This is a genomic window from Caballeronia zhejiangensis (genome assembly GCF_022879815.1).
Classification (GTDB): Bacteria; Pseudomonadota; Gammaproteobacteria; order Burkholderiales; family Burkholderiaceae; genus Caballeronia; species Caballeronia zhejiangensis.
Genome location: NZ_CP084283.1, coordinates 108,052 through 122,959, shown reverse-complemented (window position 1 = coordinate 122,959; position 14,908 = coordinate 108,052). Strand labels below are relative to the sequence as shown.

16 protein-coding genes and 1 pseudogene are annotated in these 14,908 nt (G+C 63.0%); 7 read left to right on the top strand and 10 right to left on the bottom strand.

The features are described from left to right. Positions 1 to 9 precede the first annotated feature (9 nt). The 4 genes from cheA to motA all read right to left on the bottom strand — a co-directional run bounded on the left by cheA (position 10) and on the right by motA (position 4,691). Entirely contained in the window at positions 10 to 2,310 is a 2,301-nt protein-coding gene (cheA, locus tag LDZ23_RS00585) for a chemotaxis protein CheA (protein WP_008351881.1), read from the bottom strand. Positions 2,311 to 2,361: 51 nt separating this feature from the next. Then, on the bottom strand, positions 2,362 to 2,739 hold the full coding sequence (locus tag LDZ23_RS00580) for a response regulator (protein ID WP_008351883.1): 378 nt from the start codon (positions 2,737 to 2,739) through the stop codon (positions 2,362 to 2,364). A 67-nt stretch (positions 2,740 to 2,806) separates the two neighbouring features. Then, a complete protein-coding gene (gene motB / locus LDZ23_RS00575; RefSeq protein WP_008351884.1) occupies positions 2,807 to 3,805 on the bottom strand; it encodes a flagellar motor protein MotB in 999 nt (332 codons plus the stop codon). A 25-nt stretch (positions 3,806 to 3,830) separates the two neighbouring features. Beyond that, complete coding sequence (motA, locus tag LDZ23_RS00570) at positions 3,831 to 4,691, bottom strand: flagellar motor stator protein MotA (protein WP_008351887.1); 861 nt, start codon at positions 4,689 to 4,691, stop codon at positions 3,831 to 3,833. 297 nt (positions 4,692 to 4,988) lie between these two features. On the opposite strand from motA, the gene LDZ23_RS00565 reads away from it, so the two are divergent. Further along, positions 4,989 to 5,399 (top strand): YfiM family lipoprotein, encoded by a 411-nt coding sequence (locus LDZ23_RS00565; RefSeq protein WP_008351888.1) that lies wholly within the window; start codon positions 4,989 to 4,991, stop codon positions 5,397 to 5,399. A gap of 19 nt (positions 5,400 to 5,418) precedes the next feature. On the opposite strand, the gene flhC is transcribed toward LDZ23_RS00565, so the two are convergent. Then, complete coding sequence (flhC, locus tag LDZ23_RS00560) at positions 5,419 to 5,973, bottom strand: flagellar transcriptional regulator FlhC (protein WP_008351890.1); 555 nt, start codon at positions 5,971 to 5,973, stop codon at positions 5,419 to 5,421. Between the two features lie 18 nt (positions 5,974 to 5,991). Next, the gene (gene flhD / locus LDZ23_RS00555) at positions 5,992 to 6,315 is read right to left on the bottom strand and encodes a flagellar transcriptional regulator FlhD (RefSeq protein ID WP_008351892.1); all 324 of its coding nucleotides are present in this window, start codon (positions 6,313 to 6,315) and stop codon (positions 5,992 to 5,994) included. A 636-nt stretch (positions 6,316 to 6,951) separates the two neighbouring features. On the opposite strand from flhD, the gene LDZ23_RS00550 reads away from it, so the two are divergent. The 3 genes from LDZ23_RS00550 (at position 6,952) to LDZ23_RS00540 (ending at position 9,588) form a co-directional block, all read left to right on the top strand. Next, positions 6,952 to 8,016 carry a glycosyltransferase family 4 protein gene (locus LDZ23_RS00550; protein ID WP_008351894.1) on the top strand — a complete coding sequence of 355 codons (1,065 nt, stop codon included), beginning with the start codon at positions 6,952 to 6,954 and terminating at the stop codon, positions 8,014 to 8,016. 246 nt (positions 8,017 to 8,262) lie between these two features. After that, complete coding sequence (aqpZ, locus tag LDZ23_RS00545; protein ID WP_008351895.1) at positions 8,263 to 8,961, top strand: aquaporin Z; 699 nt, start codon at positions 8,263 to 8,265, stop codon at positions 8,959 to 8,961. 339 nt (positions 8,962 to 9,300) lie between these two features. Continuing rightward, positions 9,301 to 9,588 carry a hypothetical protein gene (locus tag LDZ23_RS00540; protein WP_008351896.1) on the top strand — a complete coding sequence of 96 codons (288 nt, stop codon included), beginning with the start codon at positions 9,301 to 9,303 and terminating at the stop codon, positions 9,586 to 9,588. Positions 9,589 to 9,634: 46 nt separating this feature from the next. On the opposite strand, the gene LDZ23_RS00535 is transcribed toward LDZ23_RS00540, so the two are convergent. Together LDZ23_RS00535 and LDZ23_RS00530 are read right to left on the bottom strand one after the other, a co-directional pair. After that, on the bottom strand, positions 9,635 to 10,471 hold the full coding sequence (locus LDZ23_RS00535; RefSeq protein ID WP_008351897.1) for a Cof-type HAD-IIB family hydrolase: 837 nt from the start codon (positions 10,469 to 10,471) through the stop codon (positions 9,635 to 9,637). 33 nt (positions 10,472 to 10,504) lie between these two features. Continuing rightward, a complete protein-coding gene (locus LDZ23_RS00530) occupies positions 10,505 to 11,422 on the bottom strand; it encodes a glucosamine kinase nucleotide-binding domain-containing protein (RefSeq protein WP_033536590.1) in 918 nt (305 codons plus the stop codon). A 114-nt stretch (positions 11,423 to 11,536) separates the two neighbouring features. Between LDZ23_RS00530 and LDZ23_RS00525 the strand changes: the two genes are divergently transcribed. The 3 genes from LDZ23_RS00525 (at position 11,537) to LDZ23_RS00515 (ending at position 13,424) form a co-directional block, all read left to right on the top strand. Next, positions 11,537 to 12,142: a DNA-3-methyladenine glycosylase I gene (locus tag LDZ23_RS00525; RefSeq protein ID WP_008351899.1), complete on the top strand. Its 606-nt coding sequence runs from the start codon at positions 11,537 to 11,539 to the stop codon at positions 12,140 to 12,142. Between the two features lie 462 nt (positions 12,143 to 12,604). After that, on the top strand, positions 12,605 to 13,030 hold the full coding sequence (locus LDZ23_RS00520) for a hypothetical protein (protein WP_008351900.1): 426 nt from the start codon (positions 12,605 to 12,607) through the stop codon (positions 13,028 to 13,030). Positions 13,031 to 13,046: 16 nt separating this feature from the next. After that, positions 13,047 to 13,424 (top strand): hypothetical protein, encoded by a 378-nt coding sequence (locus LDZ23_RS00515; RefSeq protein ID WP_235366266.1) that lies wholly within the window; start codon positions 13,047 to 13,049, stop codon positions 13,422 to 13,424. Between the two features lie 114 nt (positions 13,425 to 13,538). Here LDZ23_RS00515 and rpsU read toward each other — a convergent pair whose 3' ends face one another. Continuing rightward, the gene (gene rpsU, locus LDZ23_RS00510) at positions 13,539 to 13,751 is read right to left on the bottom strand and encodes a 30S ribosomal protein S21 (RefSeq protein WP_008351904.1); all 213 of its coding nucleotides are present in this window, start codon (positions 13,749 to 13,751) and stop codon (positions 13,539 to 13,541) included. Between the two features lie 333 nt (positions 13,752 to 14,084). After that, positions 14,085 to 14,730: pseudogene (locus LDZ23_RS00505) on the bottom strand (aldo/keto reductase); the annotation flags it as partial. Between the last annotated feature and the right edge of the window lie 178 nt (positions 14,731 to 14,908).

The window sequence follows — 14,908 nt, the reverse complement described above, 5'->3', positions numbered from 1 at the left end:
CCTTCGGTATTAGTGAGCGTGCGCGCCGTGCTGTGCGCGCGATTCGCGGTTGAGCGCGGCCACGTCGACGATCAGCGCGACGCTTCCGTCGCCCAGGATGGTCGCGGCGGAAATGCCGTGCACCTTGCGGTAATTCGTTTCGAGGTTCTTGACGACGACTTGCTGCTGGCCGACGAGCTCGTCGATCAGCATTGCGAAGCGGCGTCCTTCCGTCTGCATGATCGTGACGATGCCCTGCGTCGGCTCGGTGCGCGCGCCTTCGACATCGAACACGCGATGCAGCGCGACGAGCGGCAGATATTCGCCGCGCACGCGCACGACGCGCTCGCCGTTCGCGACCGTGTAGATGTCCTCGGCGACCGGTTGCAGCGACTCCATCACGAAGTTGAGCGGCAGAATGAAGATCTCGTTGCCGACCTTCACCGACATGCCGTCGAGAATCGCGAGCGTGAGCGGCAGCACGATCTTCGTCGTCGTGCCCGCGCCCTGGCGCGACATGATTTCGACGTGGCCGCCCATCGACTGGATGTTGCGCTTCACCACGTCCATGCCGACGCCGCGGCCGGAAATGTCCGTCACTTGTTCGGCGGTCGAGAAGCCCGGCATGAAGATGAGTTGCCAGACTTCTTCGTCGCTCATCGATTCGGAAACCTGCATGCCCTGCTTCTGCGCCTTCGCGAGAATCTTGTCGCGGCGCAGGCCCGCGCCGTCGTCGCTCACTTCGATCACGATGTTGCCGCCGTGATGCGCCGCCGAGAGCACGAGCTGGCCGGTCGTCGACTTGCCCGCCGCGCGGCGCGCTTCCACGGTCTCGATGCCGTGATCGAGCGAGTTGCGCACGAGGTGTGTGAGCGGATCGATGATGCGCTCGATCAGGCTCTTGTCGAGTTCGGTCGCCTGACCGAACGTGACGAGTTCCACTTCCTTGCCGAGCTTGCCGGCGATGTCGCGCACGAGGCGCGGGAAGCGGCTGAAAACGTAATCCATCGGCATCATGCGGATGGACATGACGGCCTCTTGCAGATCGCGCGCGTTGCGCTCGAGCTGCGCCATGCCGTTGAACAGGCGGTCGTGCAACGCGGGATCGAACGTGCTCGTGGTTTCCGCGAGCATCGCCTGCGTGATGACGAGTTCGCCCACCAGATTGATGAGCTGATCGACCTTCTCCACGCCGACGCGAATCGAGCTGCCTTCCGCCGATGCCGCAGCCTGGGGGCGCGCTTTCTTGTCCGCGTCGCTTGCTGCGGACTTTGCCGGCTGAGCGGCGGACGGGTCTTTCGAGCCCGCCGCCGTCGCCGCTTCTTCCTTCACTGCTTCCTTGCCAGCGGCGGATGCGGGCGCCGCGTGCGCCTGCGATTGCTTCGGCTCTTCGTGTATCGTGGGTTGCGCAATCTGCGTGGCCGTCGCTTCCAGGCGCGCCGGCTGGGCTTCTGCGGATTGCGCCGCTGCATCGCCGCGGCCGATCGTGATCTGCTTTTCATCGATCACGAAGCAGCACACAGCGACGATATCGTCGGCGGGGACGTCCGAGTCGAGCCATACCACGTACTCGGCGTCCGCTTTCTTTTCTCCGACGATGCTTCCCAGGTTCCCCAGCTCCTCGATCAGAGTCGCCAGGTCCTTCTCGCCCACCCCCCGTAGCGTAATTTTCAGGTGGGGTCCAACTTCCGCGTGCGGCGCGCCGGTGTGTCCCGGCGTCGCGGCAGCGGTTCCTGCATTCGTTCCATCGGCGAGCTCGAACGCGCCGTCCCAGTTGCCGTCGTCCTCGATCGCGTCCATCGCCTGCGAAAGCACGTGGGCGGGCGGCGCATTCGGGCCGTCGTAGGCCGGCGCGGCGTTCGCGCTCGCGGCGGACGCGACGTTCGCGTCGGCGCCCGGCAGCGCGGGCGGCTCGATCCGGCCGGACGGTGCGCCTTCGGCCTGTTCGTTCTTCAGACGCTCGAGCTTCGCGCAGATCGCGGCGGCCGCGGCCGCATCCGGCTCCGCGCTCGCGCGATACGCGGCGAGCTGATCCGACAGCACGTCCTTCGTCGCGAGGAACGTGTCGATCATGTCGCGGCGCAGGACGAGTTCGTTGTTGCGCGCGCGGTCCAGCAGCGATTCGAGGATGTGCGTCGTTTCGGTGAGCGCGGTGAAACCGAACGTCGCCGCGCCGCCCTTGATCGAGTGCGCCGCGCGGAAGATCGCCGCGAGGTCTTCCGGATCGGGATTCGCGATGTCCAGAACGAGCAGCAGTTGCTCCATCTGCGCGAGCAGTTCGTCTGCTTCGTCGAAGAAGGTCTGGTAGAACTGGGTAATGTCGAGTGTCATGCTTGAGTCACCATCGGCGCGTGCGTGCGCGAGTTGTCTTGTGCGTTCGCTTTAGTGCTGCGTTTCTTCGGAGAGCGCGGCGACCAGTTCCGTCAGCAGGTCCGGATCGAGCGGCTTCTCGATCCAGCCTGTCGCGCCCGCCGAGCGCGCCGCGTCCTTGAACGGCTCGCCGCCTTCGGTCGTCAGCACGAGAATCGGCGTCGCCTTGTATGCGGGATTTCCGCGCAGCGCCACGATCAGATCGAGCCCGCTTCTGCCCGGCATGTGCTGATCGGTCAGAACCAGATCGAAGCGCTCCGCGAGCGCCCACTCCAGCCCCTCGTCGCCGTCCGACGCAACGGTCACTTGGTAACCCGCCGCCGCCAGCGTCGCCGAGAGGATTTGCCGCATCGCGGCTGAATCGTCGATTGCCAGAATGTGTTTGATCATGTTTGTCTCTTGCCGGGATGACGGTCGAAACGTGTCGACACTTGAGCGTCTTTTTCGAGGTTTTTGCTCACTTCGCCGCGGGTCTCACCGCGACGCCGGGAATGAGCTGGCCGAGCGCCGACGACGGATTGCCGTTCGCGTCCGTGCCGTTGTCGAGCGTCGCGCCGCGTGAGCCGTCGTCGCGCAGCATCGACAGCTCCGTCTTGCGATTGAGCACGATCACGCTGATGCGCCGGTTCTCCGGATCGAGCGGATCTTTCTTGTTCAGGTTTTGCGTCGATGCGAGTCCGAGCACGCGCATCACCTTTCCTTCGTCCATGCCGCCCGCGACCAGCTCGCGCCGCGACGCGTTCGCGCGGTCCGCGGACAGCTCCCAGTTGCTGTAGCCCTTGTCGCCGCCCGCGTACTTCACGGCGTCTGTGTGTCCCTGCACGACGATGTGATTCGGCACGTCGTTGAGCGAGCGGCCGATCTCGCGCAGGATGTCGCGCATGTACGGCTGCACGGCGTCGCTGGAGAGCGCGAACATCGGGCGCTTCTGGGTATCGACGATTTCGATGCGCAAGCCCTGTTGCGTCGATTCGATGCGGATCTGCTGCTTGAACTGGCGCAGCGTCGGATTGGCCTCGATCGCGGCCATGAGCTTCACCTGAAGATCGTGCAGGCGCACCTGCTCGCGCCGTTCGAGCTCGCCCTGCGCGGACTTGAGCAGTTCTTCGTCGGTGTCGGACGAGGCGCGCTGCGCGAGCTGCGTGGCGCCATCGGTCTTGCGCGCGGCGCCTGCGTCGGTGCTGGAAATGTCGCGGCCGCCGCCCATGATGATGCTGTTGTCCATGCCGACGGTCTTGCCGCCGACCATCGCGGCCTTGAGCGGCATCTGGAAATATTCGGCGATGCCGCGCCGCTGCACCGGCGACGTCGACGAAAGCAGCCACATCAGCAGGAAGAACGCCATCATCGCGGTCATGAAGTCCGCGTAGGCGAGTTTCCACGCGCCGCCGTGATGGCCTTTCTTGCCCGCGACGACGCGCTTGATGAATATCGGGCGATCGGTATCGTTGCTCATCGCTGTGTCTCGACTATGGCGGAAGTCACTTCGACTTGACCTTGCGCACGTGTTCTTCCAGCTCGGAGAACGACGGGCGCTCCGTCGAGAACAGCACCTTGCGGCCGAATTCCACCGCGATCGCGGGGGCGTAGCCATTCAGGCTCGCGAGGATCGTCACCTTGATGCACTGGAACATCTTGGTCTGCTCCGCGACGCGCTGTTCCGCGACGTTCGCGAGCGGTCCGATGAAGCCGTACGAAAGCAGAATGCCGAGGAAGGTGCCGACGAGCGCCTGCGCGATCATCTCGCCGAGAATCGCGGGCGGCTGATCGGCGGAGGCCATCGTGTGCACGACGCCCATCACCGCCGCGACGATGCCGAACGCGGGCATCGCGTCGCCGACCTTGGTGAGCGCGTGCGCCGGCGCTTCGCCTTCGACGTGATGCGTCTCGATTTCCTCGTCCATGAGGCTTTCGATCTCGAACGCGTTCATGTTGCCGCTCACCATGAGGCGCAGGTAATCCGTCAGGAATTCGACGATGTGATGGTCCGCGAGAATCTTCGGGTACTGGCTGAACACCGGGCTCTTCGCCGGATCTTCGATATCCGCTTCGAGCGCGAGCGTGCCTTCCTTGCGCGCTTTCGCGAGCAGCACGTAGAGCAGGCCCATCAGCTCCATGTACATGCTCTTGTCGTACTTCGCGCCCTTGAAGAGCGTCGGCAGCACCTGAATCGTCGCCTTGATGGTCTTGACGTTGTTGCCGAGGATGAACGCGCCGACGCCCGCGCCCGCGATCATCAGAATTTCGACCGGCTGCATGAGCGCGCCAAGGTGGCCGCCTTCGATGGCATAGCCGCCGAAGACGGACAGCAATGTCACGAGCGATCCAATGAAAATCAGCACAGTCGAGTCCTCACGTTTGATGCGGTAAGACCGCCGTTAAGTGGTTTACGGCACTCGACTGGAAAACTTTGGGGCACGGTCAAACCGCTGTACGTTCCGTGCGGTTTGCCGCGCGACCTTCTCGCTGTTTCGCAAAATCTGCGTCTCAATCGCTGAAATCTCGAACTTTTCCTAACGGCGAAACAAAATTTTCCCGTTCGACACGAAACATCACATTTCCTGCCGATAATACGAACGCGCGTTCAGTTTTGTTGGAGACGCGAAGTCGGGAAATCGGAGAGAACGATGACAAGAGCAATGAAACAGGCCAGCGCGCTCGCGCTGACAGTGACCGCGAGTTCATTCGCCCATGCGGGTTTCGACTGCAGCGGTTCGCGCGGCGGCTGGCGTATGCAGACATCGGATAGCTGGACCGGCTCCGACAAACTTGCCCACGTGGCCGCGTCCGCGCCGTTCGGCGCGCTCGGCGCCTATTTGACGCGCGGCTCGGACCATCCGGTCGTCTACGGCACGTTGATCGGCACTGCGCCGGGCTTGGTGAAGGAAATCGTCGACGGAACCTGCCGCACGGACGGCTTCTCCTACAAGGATCTGGCCGCCGACGCGCTCGGTGCGTGGATCGGCGCATCGGTGACGCATTGGGCGATCATGTATCAGCGCACGCCGCACGGGATGACCGTCGGGCTTTCGTACCACGATCGCTTTTAGACGGACGCGGGCGCGCGGATCAGGCGGCGATCCGCCCCGCTTCGCGGTCCGCGCCCGCCTTGCGCGTCTTGCCCGCGCGCGATGGCGGCTGGCAGAGGCCGCACACGTAACCGGCGCGCAGTTCGTACGCATGTGCGACGAAACGTCCGCGGCAGCGCGTGCAGACGTTGGTCTGGAGCATGCCGGATTCGAAGTAGCGCACGAGCGTCCACGCGCGCGTGAGCGACAGCACGGGTTCGTCGCCGTACAGCGCCGCGTGTTCGAGATAGAGGCGGTAGCTTTTCACGATCGCGTGAATCGTCGGCTGGCTCTTGTCGTTGGCCGCCATGAAGCGATAAATGCCGTGAAACAGCGACGAATGGATGTTCGGCTGCCACGTCATGAACCAGTCCGTCGAGAACGGCAGCATGCCCTTGGGCGGCGACACGCCTTTCAGTTCCTTATAGAGCTTGATGAGACGGTCGCGCGACAGGCTCGTTTCCGCTTCGAGCAGTTGCAGGCGCGCGCCGAGCTCGATCAGCTCGATCGCCAAAGTGATTTCGCGGACCTCCGCGACCACGCTTTTCGTCGCCATCGGGCTTCGCGCGCGGCGTCAGCCGATCTGCTCGACGGGACTGTCCGCCAGCACAATCGCCGCGTGGGCGTGCGCGAGCGCCGCGCTGCGGTCCTTGTCGGCGAGCGACGAAAGGATCGCGTGGTCATCGAAACGAAAGCGGCACAGCAAATGGCTCGACGACGCCACTTTCACTGCCTGCGCGAGCGTCAGCGAAGCCAGAACTTGCGCAACCTGCTCCGAAAGGCCCAGGCGATACATCGCCGAGATGCGGTCTTCCTGAAGAAGCCGCTGAGCGAGGAGCAAGTACGACAGGTTCACCTCGCGGATTTCCGCGAGCGTACTCGTAGTGCTGGTCGTCATCTTTTCCCCGAATCGAAACGTGGCTGGTCAGGCCCGGCGGGAACGTTTGCTCGAATTCGCAAAGAAACGCGAATGCGGCCCCGCGCGTGTTGTCTGTTGTCGATTCGATTGTCGCCGATGCCCGCCGCCGCGCCTGTCGGATAAAGCATCCGACGCTGCGACGGAGTTTCGCGAAGAATCGTGTAGGAAAATTTCTTACAAGCCGGCCGCTTCGATGCCGCTCGGCAGACATGCGTTATCGGCACGTATTCGTCTGACTTAATAGCCGCGCCCCGTATTTTTACGACGGGCGCGCGCTGTCGCGCCTTTCAGGCCGCAGGACCGTGAATTGCTCATTCATGCCGCCCGGCGCGTCCGACGCTTCAAATCCGCCCTCATCGCCGCCATCGATGCAATTTCTGACTTCGTAACAGCACATGTATCGCGCTGTAACAACGATAAGCGATTGAAAAATGAAGTGAAATGCCGGTCTCGATCCCGATAATGATCGGTAAGGGATAACCCGGTCGCGATGTTTTTTCATCTCCGGGCCTGTCTCGGGCGGCGTCCAACCACACGCGGCCCGCCCGAATGGCATGCGTTGAGCGCTCGACCGGAGCGTGACTGCAATGCCTTACCTACATGGAGAGTCACGTTATGCGAATCGCACAAATTGCACCGTTGCACGAAGCAGTTCCTCCGAAGTTTTACGGCGGCACTGAGCGCGTCGTGTCTTATCTGACGGATGCGCTCGTCGAACTCGGCCACGATGTAACGTTGTTTGCCAGCGGCGATTCGCAAACCAAGGCGACGCTCGAACCCGTGTGGCCGCGTGCGTTGCGTCTCGATCCGACCGTGCGCGACGCGCTCGCGCCGCACATGCTGCTGCTCGAAACCGTCCGCCAGCGCGCGCACGAGTTCGACGTGCTGCACTTCCACCTCGATTACATGCCGTTCCCGCTGTTCACGCAGATGGACACGCCGTTCGTGACGACGCTGCACGGCCGGCTCGATCTGCCGGAACTGCAGCCGATCTTCAACACGTTCACGAAGGCGAACGTCATTTCGATCTCGGACAATCAGCGCGGGCCGCTGCCGCAGGCGAACTGGCTGAACACCGTTTATCACGGTCTGCCGAGCCAGTTGCTGACGCCGCAGCCCCACAAGAAGCCGGAATATCTGGCGTTCCTGGGCCGCATCTGCCCGGAAAAGCGCGCCGATCTCGCAATCAAGATCGCGGCCCAGAGCGGTCTGCCGCTGAAGATCGCCGCCAAGGTGGACAAGGTCGACCAGGAATACTTCAAGTCGACGATCGAACCGCTGCTTTCGCAGGCGCACGTCGAGTTCATCGGCGAGATCAATGAAGCGCAGAAGCCGGAATTTCTGTCGGGCGCGAAGGCGCTGCTCTTCCCGATCGATTGGAACGAGCCGTTCGGCCTCGTGATGATCGAGGCGATGGCCTGCGGCACGCCGGTGATCGCGTTCAATCGCGGTTCGGTGCCGGAAGTGATCGACCACGGCGTGACGGGCTTCATCTGCGAGGACGTGCAAGGCGCGGTCGGCGCGCTGCAACGTCTCGACGAGCTGTCGCGCACGGAAATCCGCGCGCAGTTCGAGCGCCGGTTCAGCGCGCAGACGATGGCGCAGAACTACGTCGAAAGCTACACGGCGATGCTTCAGGCCGCGAAGCGCCCGGTGTTGCGTCAGGTCGCGGTGGGCTGATTGCCTTCCTGACCAGATTTGCTGGAACTGCCGCCCGCTTGCCGGGCGGCATTTTTTTGCGCGCTTGTTAAGACATTCGCTAAGGAATGATCCGAAGTTTCGGTGCAATGCCCGTGAATTGAGAGCCGATCGACCATTTTTGACAGTTCGCCAAAGACACCGCGCTTAAACTGCGCTGCGCAAAAGCGCGTCACGCGTTCTTGTTTGAAATCAACGGCTTTTCATCTTTTTCACGAAGGCAGAATCATGCATTTGTCGAAGCGTCTCGGCGCTGAAATTTTCGGTACTTTCTGGCTCGTGCTGGGCGGCTGCGGAAGCGCCGTGCTCGCCGCGGCCTTTCCTGAACTCGGCATCGGATTCGCCGGCGTTTCGCTGGCATTCGGTCTCACCGTCCTGACGATGGCCTACGCCATCGGCCACGTCTCGGGCTGCCACCTGAACCCGGCCGTGAGCATCGGGCTCGCGACGGCGGGCCGCTTTCCGGTGCGCGATCTCGTGCCGTACATCGCGGCGCAAGTGATCGGCGCGACGCTCGGCGCGTGGGTAATCTATCTGATCGCCACGGGCAATCCGAGCTTCGACTTCGCGTCGAGCGCATTCGCCGCGAACGGTTTCGGCGAGCACTCGCCGGGGCATTTCTCGATGGCCGCCGCGCTCATCGCCGAAATCGCGATGACGTTCTTCTTCCTCTTCGTGATCCTCGGCGCCACCGACGAGCGCGCGCCGAAAGGCTTCGCGCCGCTTGCCATCGGCCTGTGCCTGACGCTCATCCATCTGATCTCGATTCCGGTCACGAACACGTCGGTGAATCCGGCGCGCTCGTCGAGCCAGGCGTTCTTCGTCGGCGGCTGGGCGCTCGATCAGCTGTGGCTGTTCTGGATTGCGCCGATCGTCGGCGCGATTCTCGCGGGCGTGCTTTATCCGTTGCTGACGCGTCAGAAGTAAGTCACGGCGGCAGCAAACGGCGGCAAGCAAAACGGGCGCGAAATGCGCCCGTTTTTGTTTTTACGCCACAGCGCGCATACGAAAGATTAAACGCGCGCGACAAATGTAATGCCGAATTACGCAGCCTGCTTATGAATTTCCGTCACGCGATGCCAAGGATCATTTCGCGCGCCGCCGAAGGCTTGAACGATAAGGCTTCCAGCGATGTCGACGGCGCCGCCGCGCTTGCGAACTCCCTTACGCCGTCCTTGCACACGGTAACAAGTCCTCGAAGCATGTAAGACGGCGGGCGCTTAAATTGGACTCATGCGACACACGTCGCCTTAAAGGAGAAACACAATGAAGCGCATCGTCACCCACATGCTTGTCGCGACTGGTCTTGCTATCGGTGCTGTCGGCGCGGCTCAGGCTCACAGCGATCTGCACATCGGCGTCTCGCTCGGCGCGCCGGCTTATGTGGCGCCGGCTCCGGTGTACGTGCGTCCCGCGGTTCCGGCGTATCGCGCGCCGTACTATCGCCACGAAGCGCCGCGCTGGTATGGCCGCGATCATCGCGACTATGGCCGATACGACCGCGCGGGCTGGAACCACGGCGGCTACGGCAACAACTGGGGCCATCGCGGATAAGCGGGACCGACCGCGGATCGAGGTCCGCGGCCCGCCGTGACGGATATCAGTCGGGCGTCTGTCCCGGCGACGCGAGTTCGTCGCGAATGTCGAACAGCTTGCGCAGCTGATGCGCGACGCCCGCCTCGAAGTTGTACCCAATACGCGGCACGTTCGGCAGGCGCTTGATCAGATCGGGGTTCGCGTTGTTCATCATGAACGGATGCCCGGCGGTTTCGAGCAGATCGATATCGTTCATGTTGTCGCCGAACGCGACGCATTGCGCGGTATCGACATCGAGCCGCTCCAGCACGAAACGCAGCGCGCGCCCTTTCGATACGTCCGACGTCATCACTTCCAGACAGTCCGGCAGCGAATACGTGACGTAGAGCGAATCGCCGAACTCCCGTTCGAGGTTCGCGGCGGTCACCTTCAGATCGGCCGGATCGCCGATATACAGCACTTTCGCGATGTTCTCGCCATCATGCTCGCGCAGATCCATCACTTCGTACTTGAAGCCGGAATCCTGGTGGAAGACCAGCAACTCGGGCGCGTGACGGTCGATGAGCCAGGCGTCGTCGGCAAAAAGATTGACGATGACGCGCTCGCTGCCCGCGATCTCGGGCTGCACGAGACGGCGCACGGCGGCGGGCTCGAGGTCGCGCGAATAAATGCGCTCGTCGGCCGGCGTATGCACGCGCGCGCCGTTGGACGTGATGAGATACGCGTCGACGCCGAGCACATCGCGAATGCCGGCGACGTCGCGATAATGCCGGCCCGTCGCGATGACGATAGGCACGCCGCGCGCCGCGAGCGCGCGCACGGTTTCGGCGGTGAAGGGATCGAGCTGGTGGTCGCTGTTGAGAAGCGTACCGTCGAGATCAGTAGCGATAACCGAATACATGACTGCCTTTGTGGTGCCGCGAAGGTCGGTATTTTATCGCGCCGCACCGTCCGCAGCCGCGAAAGCGGACGCCGCGCGTCGCGCTAGTTCGAGCGCGCCCGCTGCGGAATCGGCGCGTGGCGCACGCATGCGTTCGCGCAACATGGCCGGCACGAATGGCTCGTAAGGCGCGGCCAGCCCGCCGCACAGCGCGACGGGCAGCACGCCGGCGGAATCGAGCGCCGCGACGAGTTTCGCGATTTCCTGCCCCGCCTGATCCAGCAGACGCGCGGCCTCGGGATGGTCGCGGAACTCGAACACGGTGGGCGCAAGCGTCGCATAAGCGGTTTGATTCGCGGCGCACAGCCAGACGACGAGACTGTCGCGATCCGTCGCGCCAGTGTGGGCGAGCATCGCGCGCGACCAGCCATCTTCGGGCGCGCGGCCGTCGAGCACGCGCTGCAGATGCACCACCGCGCGCAGGCCGAGCCACGCGCCGCTGGCTTCATCGCCGCTCGGAAAGCCGTAGCCACCCGCGATTCGGCAAACGCCCGATTCGTCCAGCGACGCCGCGATGCTGCCCGTGCCGAGCGCGACGATCACGCCGGATTCCCCGCCGTGCGCGCCGAGCACTGTCGTATAGGCGTCGCTTTCCACGCTCAACGCGCGCACGTCCGGCGCCGCGCCGAGAAACGCGGTGAGCCAGTCCGCGTTGTTGACGCCCGCCAGGCCACAGCCGAGTGCGCAGTTGCGCCAGTCGAACGGCAGCGCGGCGGCCTCGAATGCGCGCGCGCACGCGTCGCCGATCGATTGCCACGCGCGCGCCACCCCGAGCCCGAGCCCCGAAGGTCCGCCGCTCGCGCGCGCCAGTTCGTTGCCGTGCGCGTCGGCGAGAATCACGCGCGTGCCGCTCCCGCCGCCGTCGATGCCGAGCAGGAAGCCGTCAAATGCCGAAGTCGAAGATGTAGTCATGGGCGCAAGCTTACCGGCGGCCGCGACGCGCGCCAATTGGCCGAATGGCATAGATGGCGCGAGCCGGGCGATCCGCTATGCTGACGCGATTCAAAATAATGATGAGGACTCGCAATGGCAGACACCGAACACACCCGCTGCGCCTGGGCCACGACCGACGCGATGATCGAATATCACGACGGCGAATGGGGCGTGCCGTCGCACGACGACCGGCATCTGTTCGAAATGCTGGTGCTGGAAGGCGCGCAGGCGGGCCTTTCCTGGTCGACGATCCTCAACAAGCGCGAGGGCTATCGCGCGCTCTTCGCGGGCTTCGACATCGACAAGCTGGCGCGCTTCACCGAGAAGGACGTCGAGCGGATCGTGCAGGACGCGCGCATCGTGCGTAACCGGGCGAAGATCGAATCGGCGGTGCTCAATGCACGCGCCGTGAAGCAGATCCAGCAGGAGCACGGCTCGTTCGCGGATTTCGTCTGGTCGTTCGTCAACGGCAAAACGATCGACACGCCGCGCGATGCGAAAAATCCCACGCCCGCGTCCACGCCGGAATCGGACGCGCTCAGCAAGGCGCTCAAGAAATACGGCTGCAAGTTCGTCGGCACGACGATTTGCTACGCGTTCATGCAGGCCACCGGCATGGTCAACGATCACGCCGTGGGTTGCATGTCGCGAGAAAAACCTAAGACAAAACGGAAGACCGTTGCAAAAACCCCGCTTTGATCGATTCCTATGCGGAAAAATCTTGCCTTTTGACAACATCGTATAGCCTAATTTACGTGATCTAGGGTAAATCCTTATAGATGACGGTTTTTTTGCAGTGAAGCACGCGCAATTGCCCGAACTGCAAGGCTTTTGGCCGGGTTTTCCGCACTGCACGAACGTACGAGCCGTGTAAAAATGGCTTCCTCGCGTGCGCTGGCGCACCTTTTTACCGTTCCGAACCGTTATAACTGACGGTGTACGGATCGTCACTGAGTGTAGAAATCCGACGCGAGCACACAGGGCGCAGTCAGACCACACGCCCAGGCCGGGAAAACCGCCGTGCTCGGAGCAGAGGCCGGGCGGCGAGCGTCGATTCTGTTGCGCCACATTTGCAACGACGCTGCCGCTTTCGGTAAGCAGGTGCAGGTTCTCGAATACTTAAACGTATGGCCGCTGCGCAGGGGCGCAGGGGAGAAGATCATGAAAAGCTTGAACTTCCTGACGCATCAGGAGATTTTCAACAGCGCAGTCCAGCATCTTTTCGGACAAGGGCAAGCGGCTTTGCTGCCGCGGGGCGGCGGCGCCTATCGCGGATACTGCGGCGGCTGCCCTGTCGGGAGCTTCATCAAGCCGCGCGACTATTTCACCGCGATGGAAGGCGTGCCCATTCGCTTCATCGCGAAGCCGCCCGAGCAGGTGCCGGCGTACATGGATGTCGGCGTCGTGGCGCTGAAGCGCGCGCTGCTCCGTTCGCGCATCAACGTGTTCGATCCCAACACCGTCGAGCTGCTGTCGTGCCTGCAGAACGTGCATGACGTCTTCGGCAAATGGGAATGGCGCGAGCGTTTGACGTCGATCGCGCGTCAGTTCGGGTTGTCAGCCGAACTTCTTAAAACGGCCGCGTGATATTGCAGGTGCTGTGATGTTGAGCCCTATTACGATGTTGAGCCCGAAGGACATTTACGAGCGCGTCAGCGAGCACTTGCTGACGCAGCGCGCGGTCTCGGAAGACGACAACGGTTCGTGCAGGCTTCGCAGTCCGGAAGGCCGCAAGTGCGCGATCGGGTCGCTCGTGCGCGACGATGTGTACGAGCCGGAGCTGGAAGGCGTCGGCATTTCCTACTATCGGCATGCGCGGGACGGCGGTCTGCTGCGGGCGCTCTACGCATCGAAGGTGAATGCCTACGATCCGAACATCATCGATCTGCTGATCGAGCTGGAGGAAGTTCACGACTACGCCGAAATCGAAGAGTGGCCGGCGTTGCTCGCGGCGCTTGGCAGGCGTCACGCGTTCGTCTGAACGCCCTCGCTAAAAAAGGCAATAGAAACGAAAACGGCGGTGCGCCCTTACGGGTCGCACCGCCGTTTTGCCGTTCGGCGCGAGGATCCGAAAACCCTCGCCCGAACAAGACGCTTAGTGCATCTTCTTCGGCAGCATCTGGCTGCGCAGGCGCTTGCGCAGGCGCGCGACAGCGGCGGCCTTCTTGCGCTTGCGCTCGGTGGTCGGCTTTTCGTACGACTGGCGCTCGCGCAGTTCGGCGATCAGGCCATTGCGCTCGATGGTGCGGCGGAAACGCCGAATCGCGACATCGAACGGCTCGTTTTCTTTGAGGACGATAGTGGTCATGTAAATCCTGGTTTGCTAAACGTATTTTCAAGCGCGCGACGACTGCGAGTTGCCGCGCCCCGGCACTCCGATCGTCCGCCGGACGTGAGTACGGCGCGACGGACACGAGCAAAGCGGCCACGGAGGCCGGAAAAGAGAGCGTTGAGATTCAGCCGCGGAAGCGGCAGGCGCTTTCGAAAGAACCACACGAAGGCGCGTTTCAGAGCCGTTCGCCGCTGTTGGTTGACGTTGTCATTTTCAGCGGCGAAGGCAGGAAATCGGGCACATTTCTCGATTCGGGCGCGATGTTACCAGAACACCGCGCCATTGCCAACTCCCGCGCGCCGGCCAACTCAGTTGCGCGACCGACGTGGCGCTGGCGATCGGCGCCGTCACGCTCGGGCGCGCGATCATCCACGCGAGCGCGACCGTCGCGGGCGTCGTGTCGTTGTATTCGGGTTGCAGAATCTGATACGCCGGCAAGCCCGAATCCTTCGCGACTTTCAACGCCTCTTCTAGCCGCTCGCCCGTGTAGTTCGACGCGCCGATCACCCGCACCTTCCCCGCCTTGATGAGCGTCTGATACGCGTCGAGGGTTTCGTCGAGCGGCGTGGTTTCGTCGTCGTAATGGGAGAAATAGACGTCGATGTAATCGGTCTTGAGACGCCGCAGCGAATCGTCGACGGCCGCCGCGATGTTCGCCGCCGAGAGCCCGGCGCGCGTGGACAGCTTGCCGACTTTCGTCGCGAGCACGACCTGGTGGCGCTTGCCGCTTTCCCTGAACCACTTGCCGATGATCGTCTCCGATTCGCCGCCCTGATGCCCGTGACCCAGGCGGAATAGACGTCGGCGGTATCGATGAAATTCAGGCCGTGATCGACGAAGGCGTCGAGGATCGAGAACGACATGCGCTCGTCGGCAGTCCAGCCGAACACGTTGCCGCCGAAGACGAGCGGCGCAACTTTTTCAGTTCCGATGTGCCGATATTTCGTGTCTGCATGTGCGCTCCGAATGCGTCGTGAGGGACGGAAAAGCATACGCGCGAAATCGGCGCCTTGCCGGGCAAGGCTTCGCGGCCTCGCAACAGAATTCGTTACACAAATCGTTTGCGCGGGCCTTAAGTTTTTTTCGAGGGGCCCGATAACCACAAGTAGGCGGCCGGCTATCACCGAGCGCAG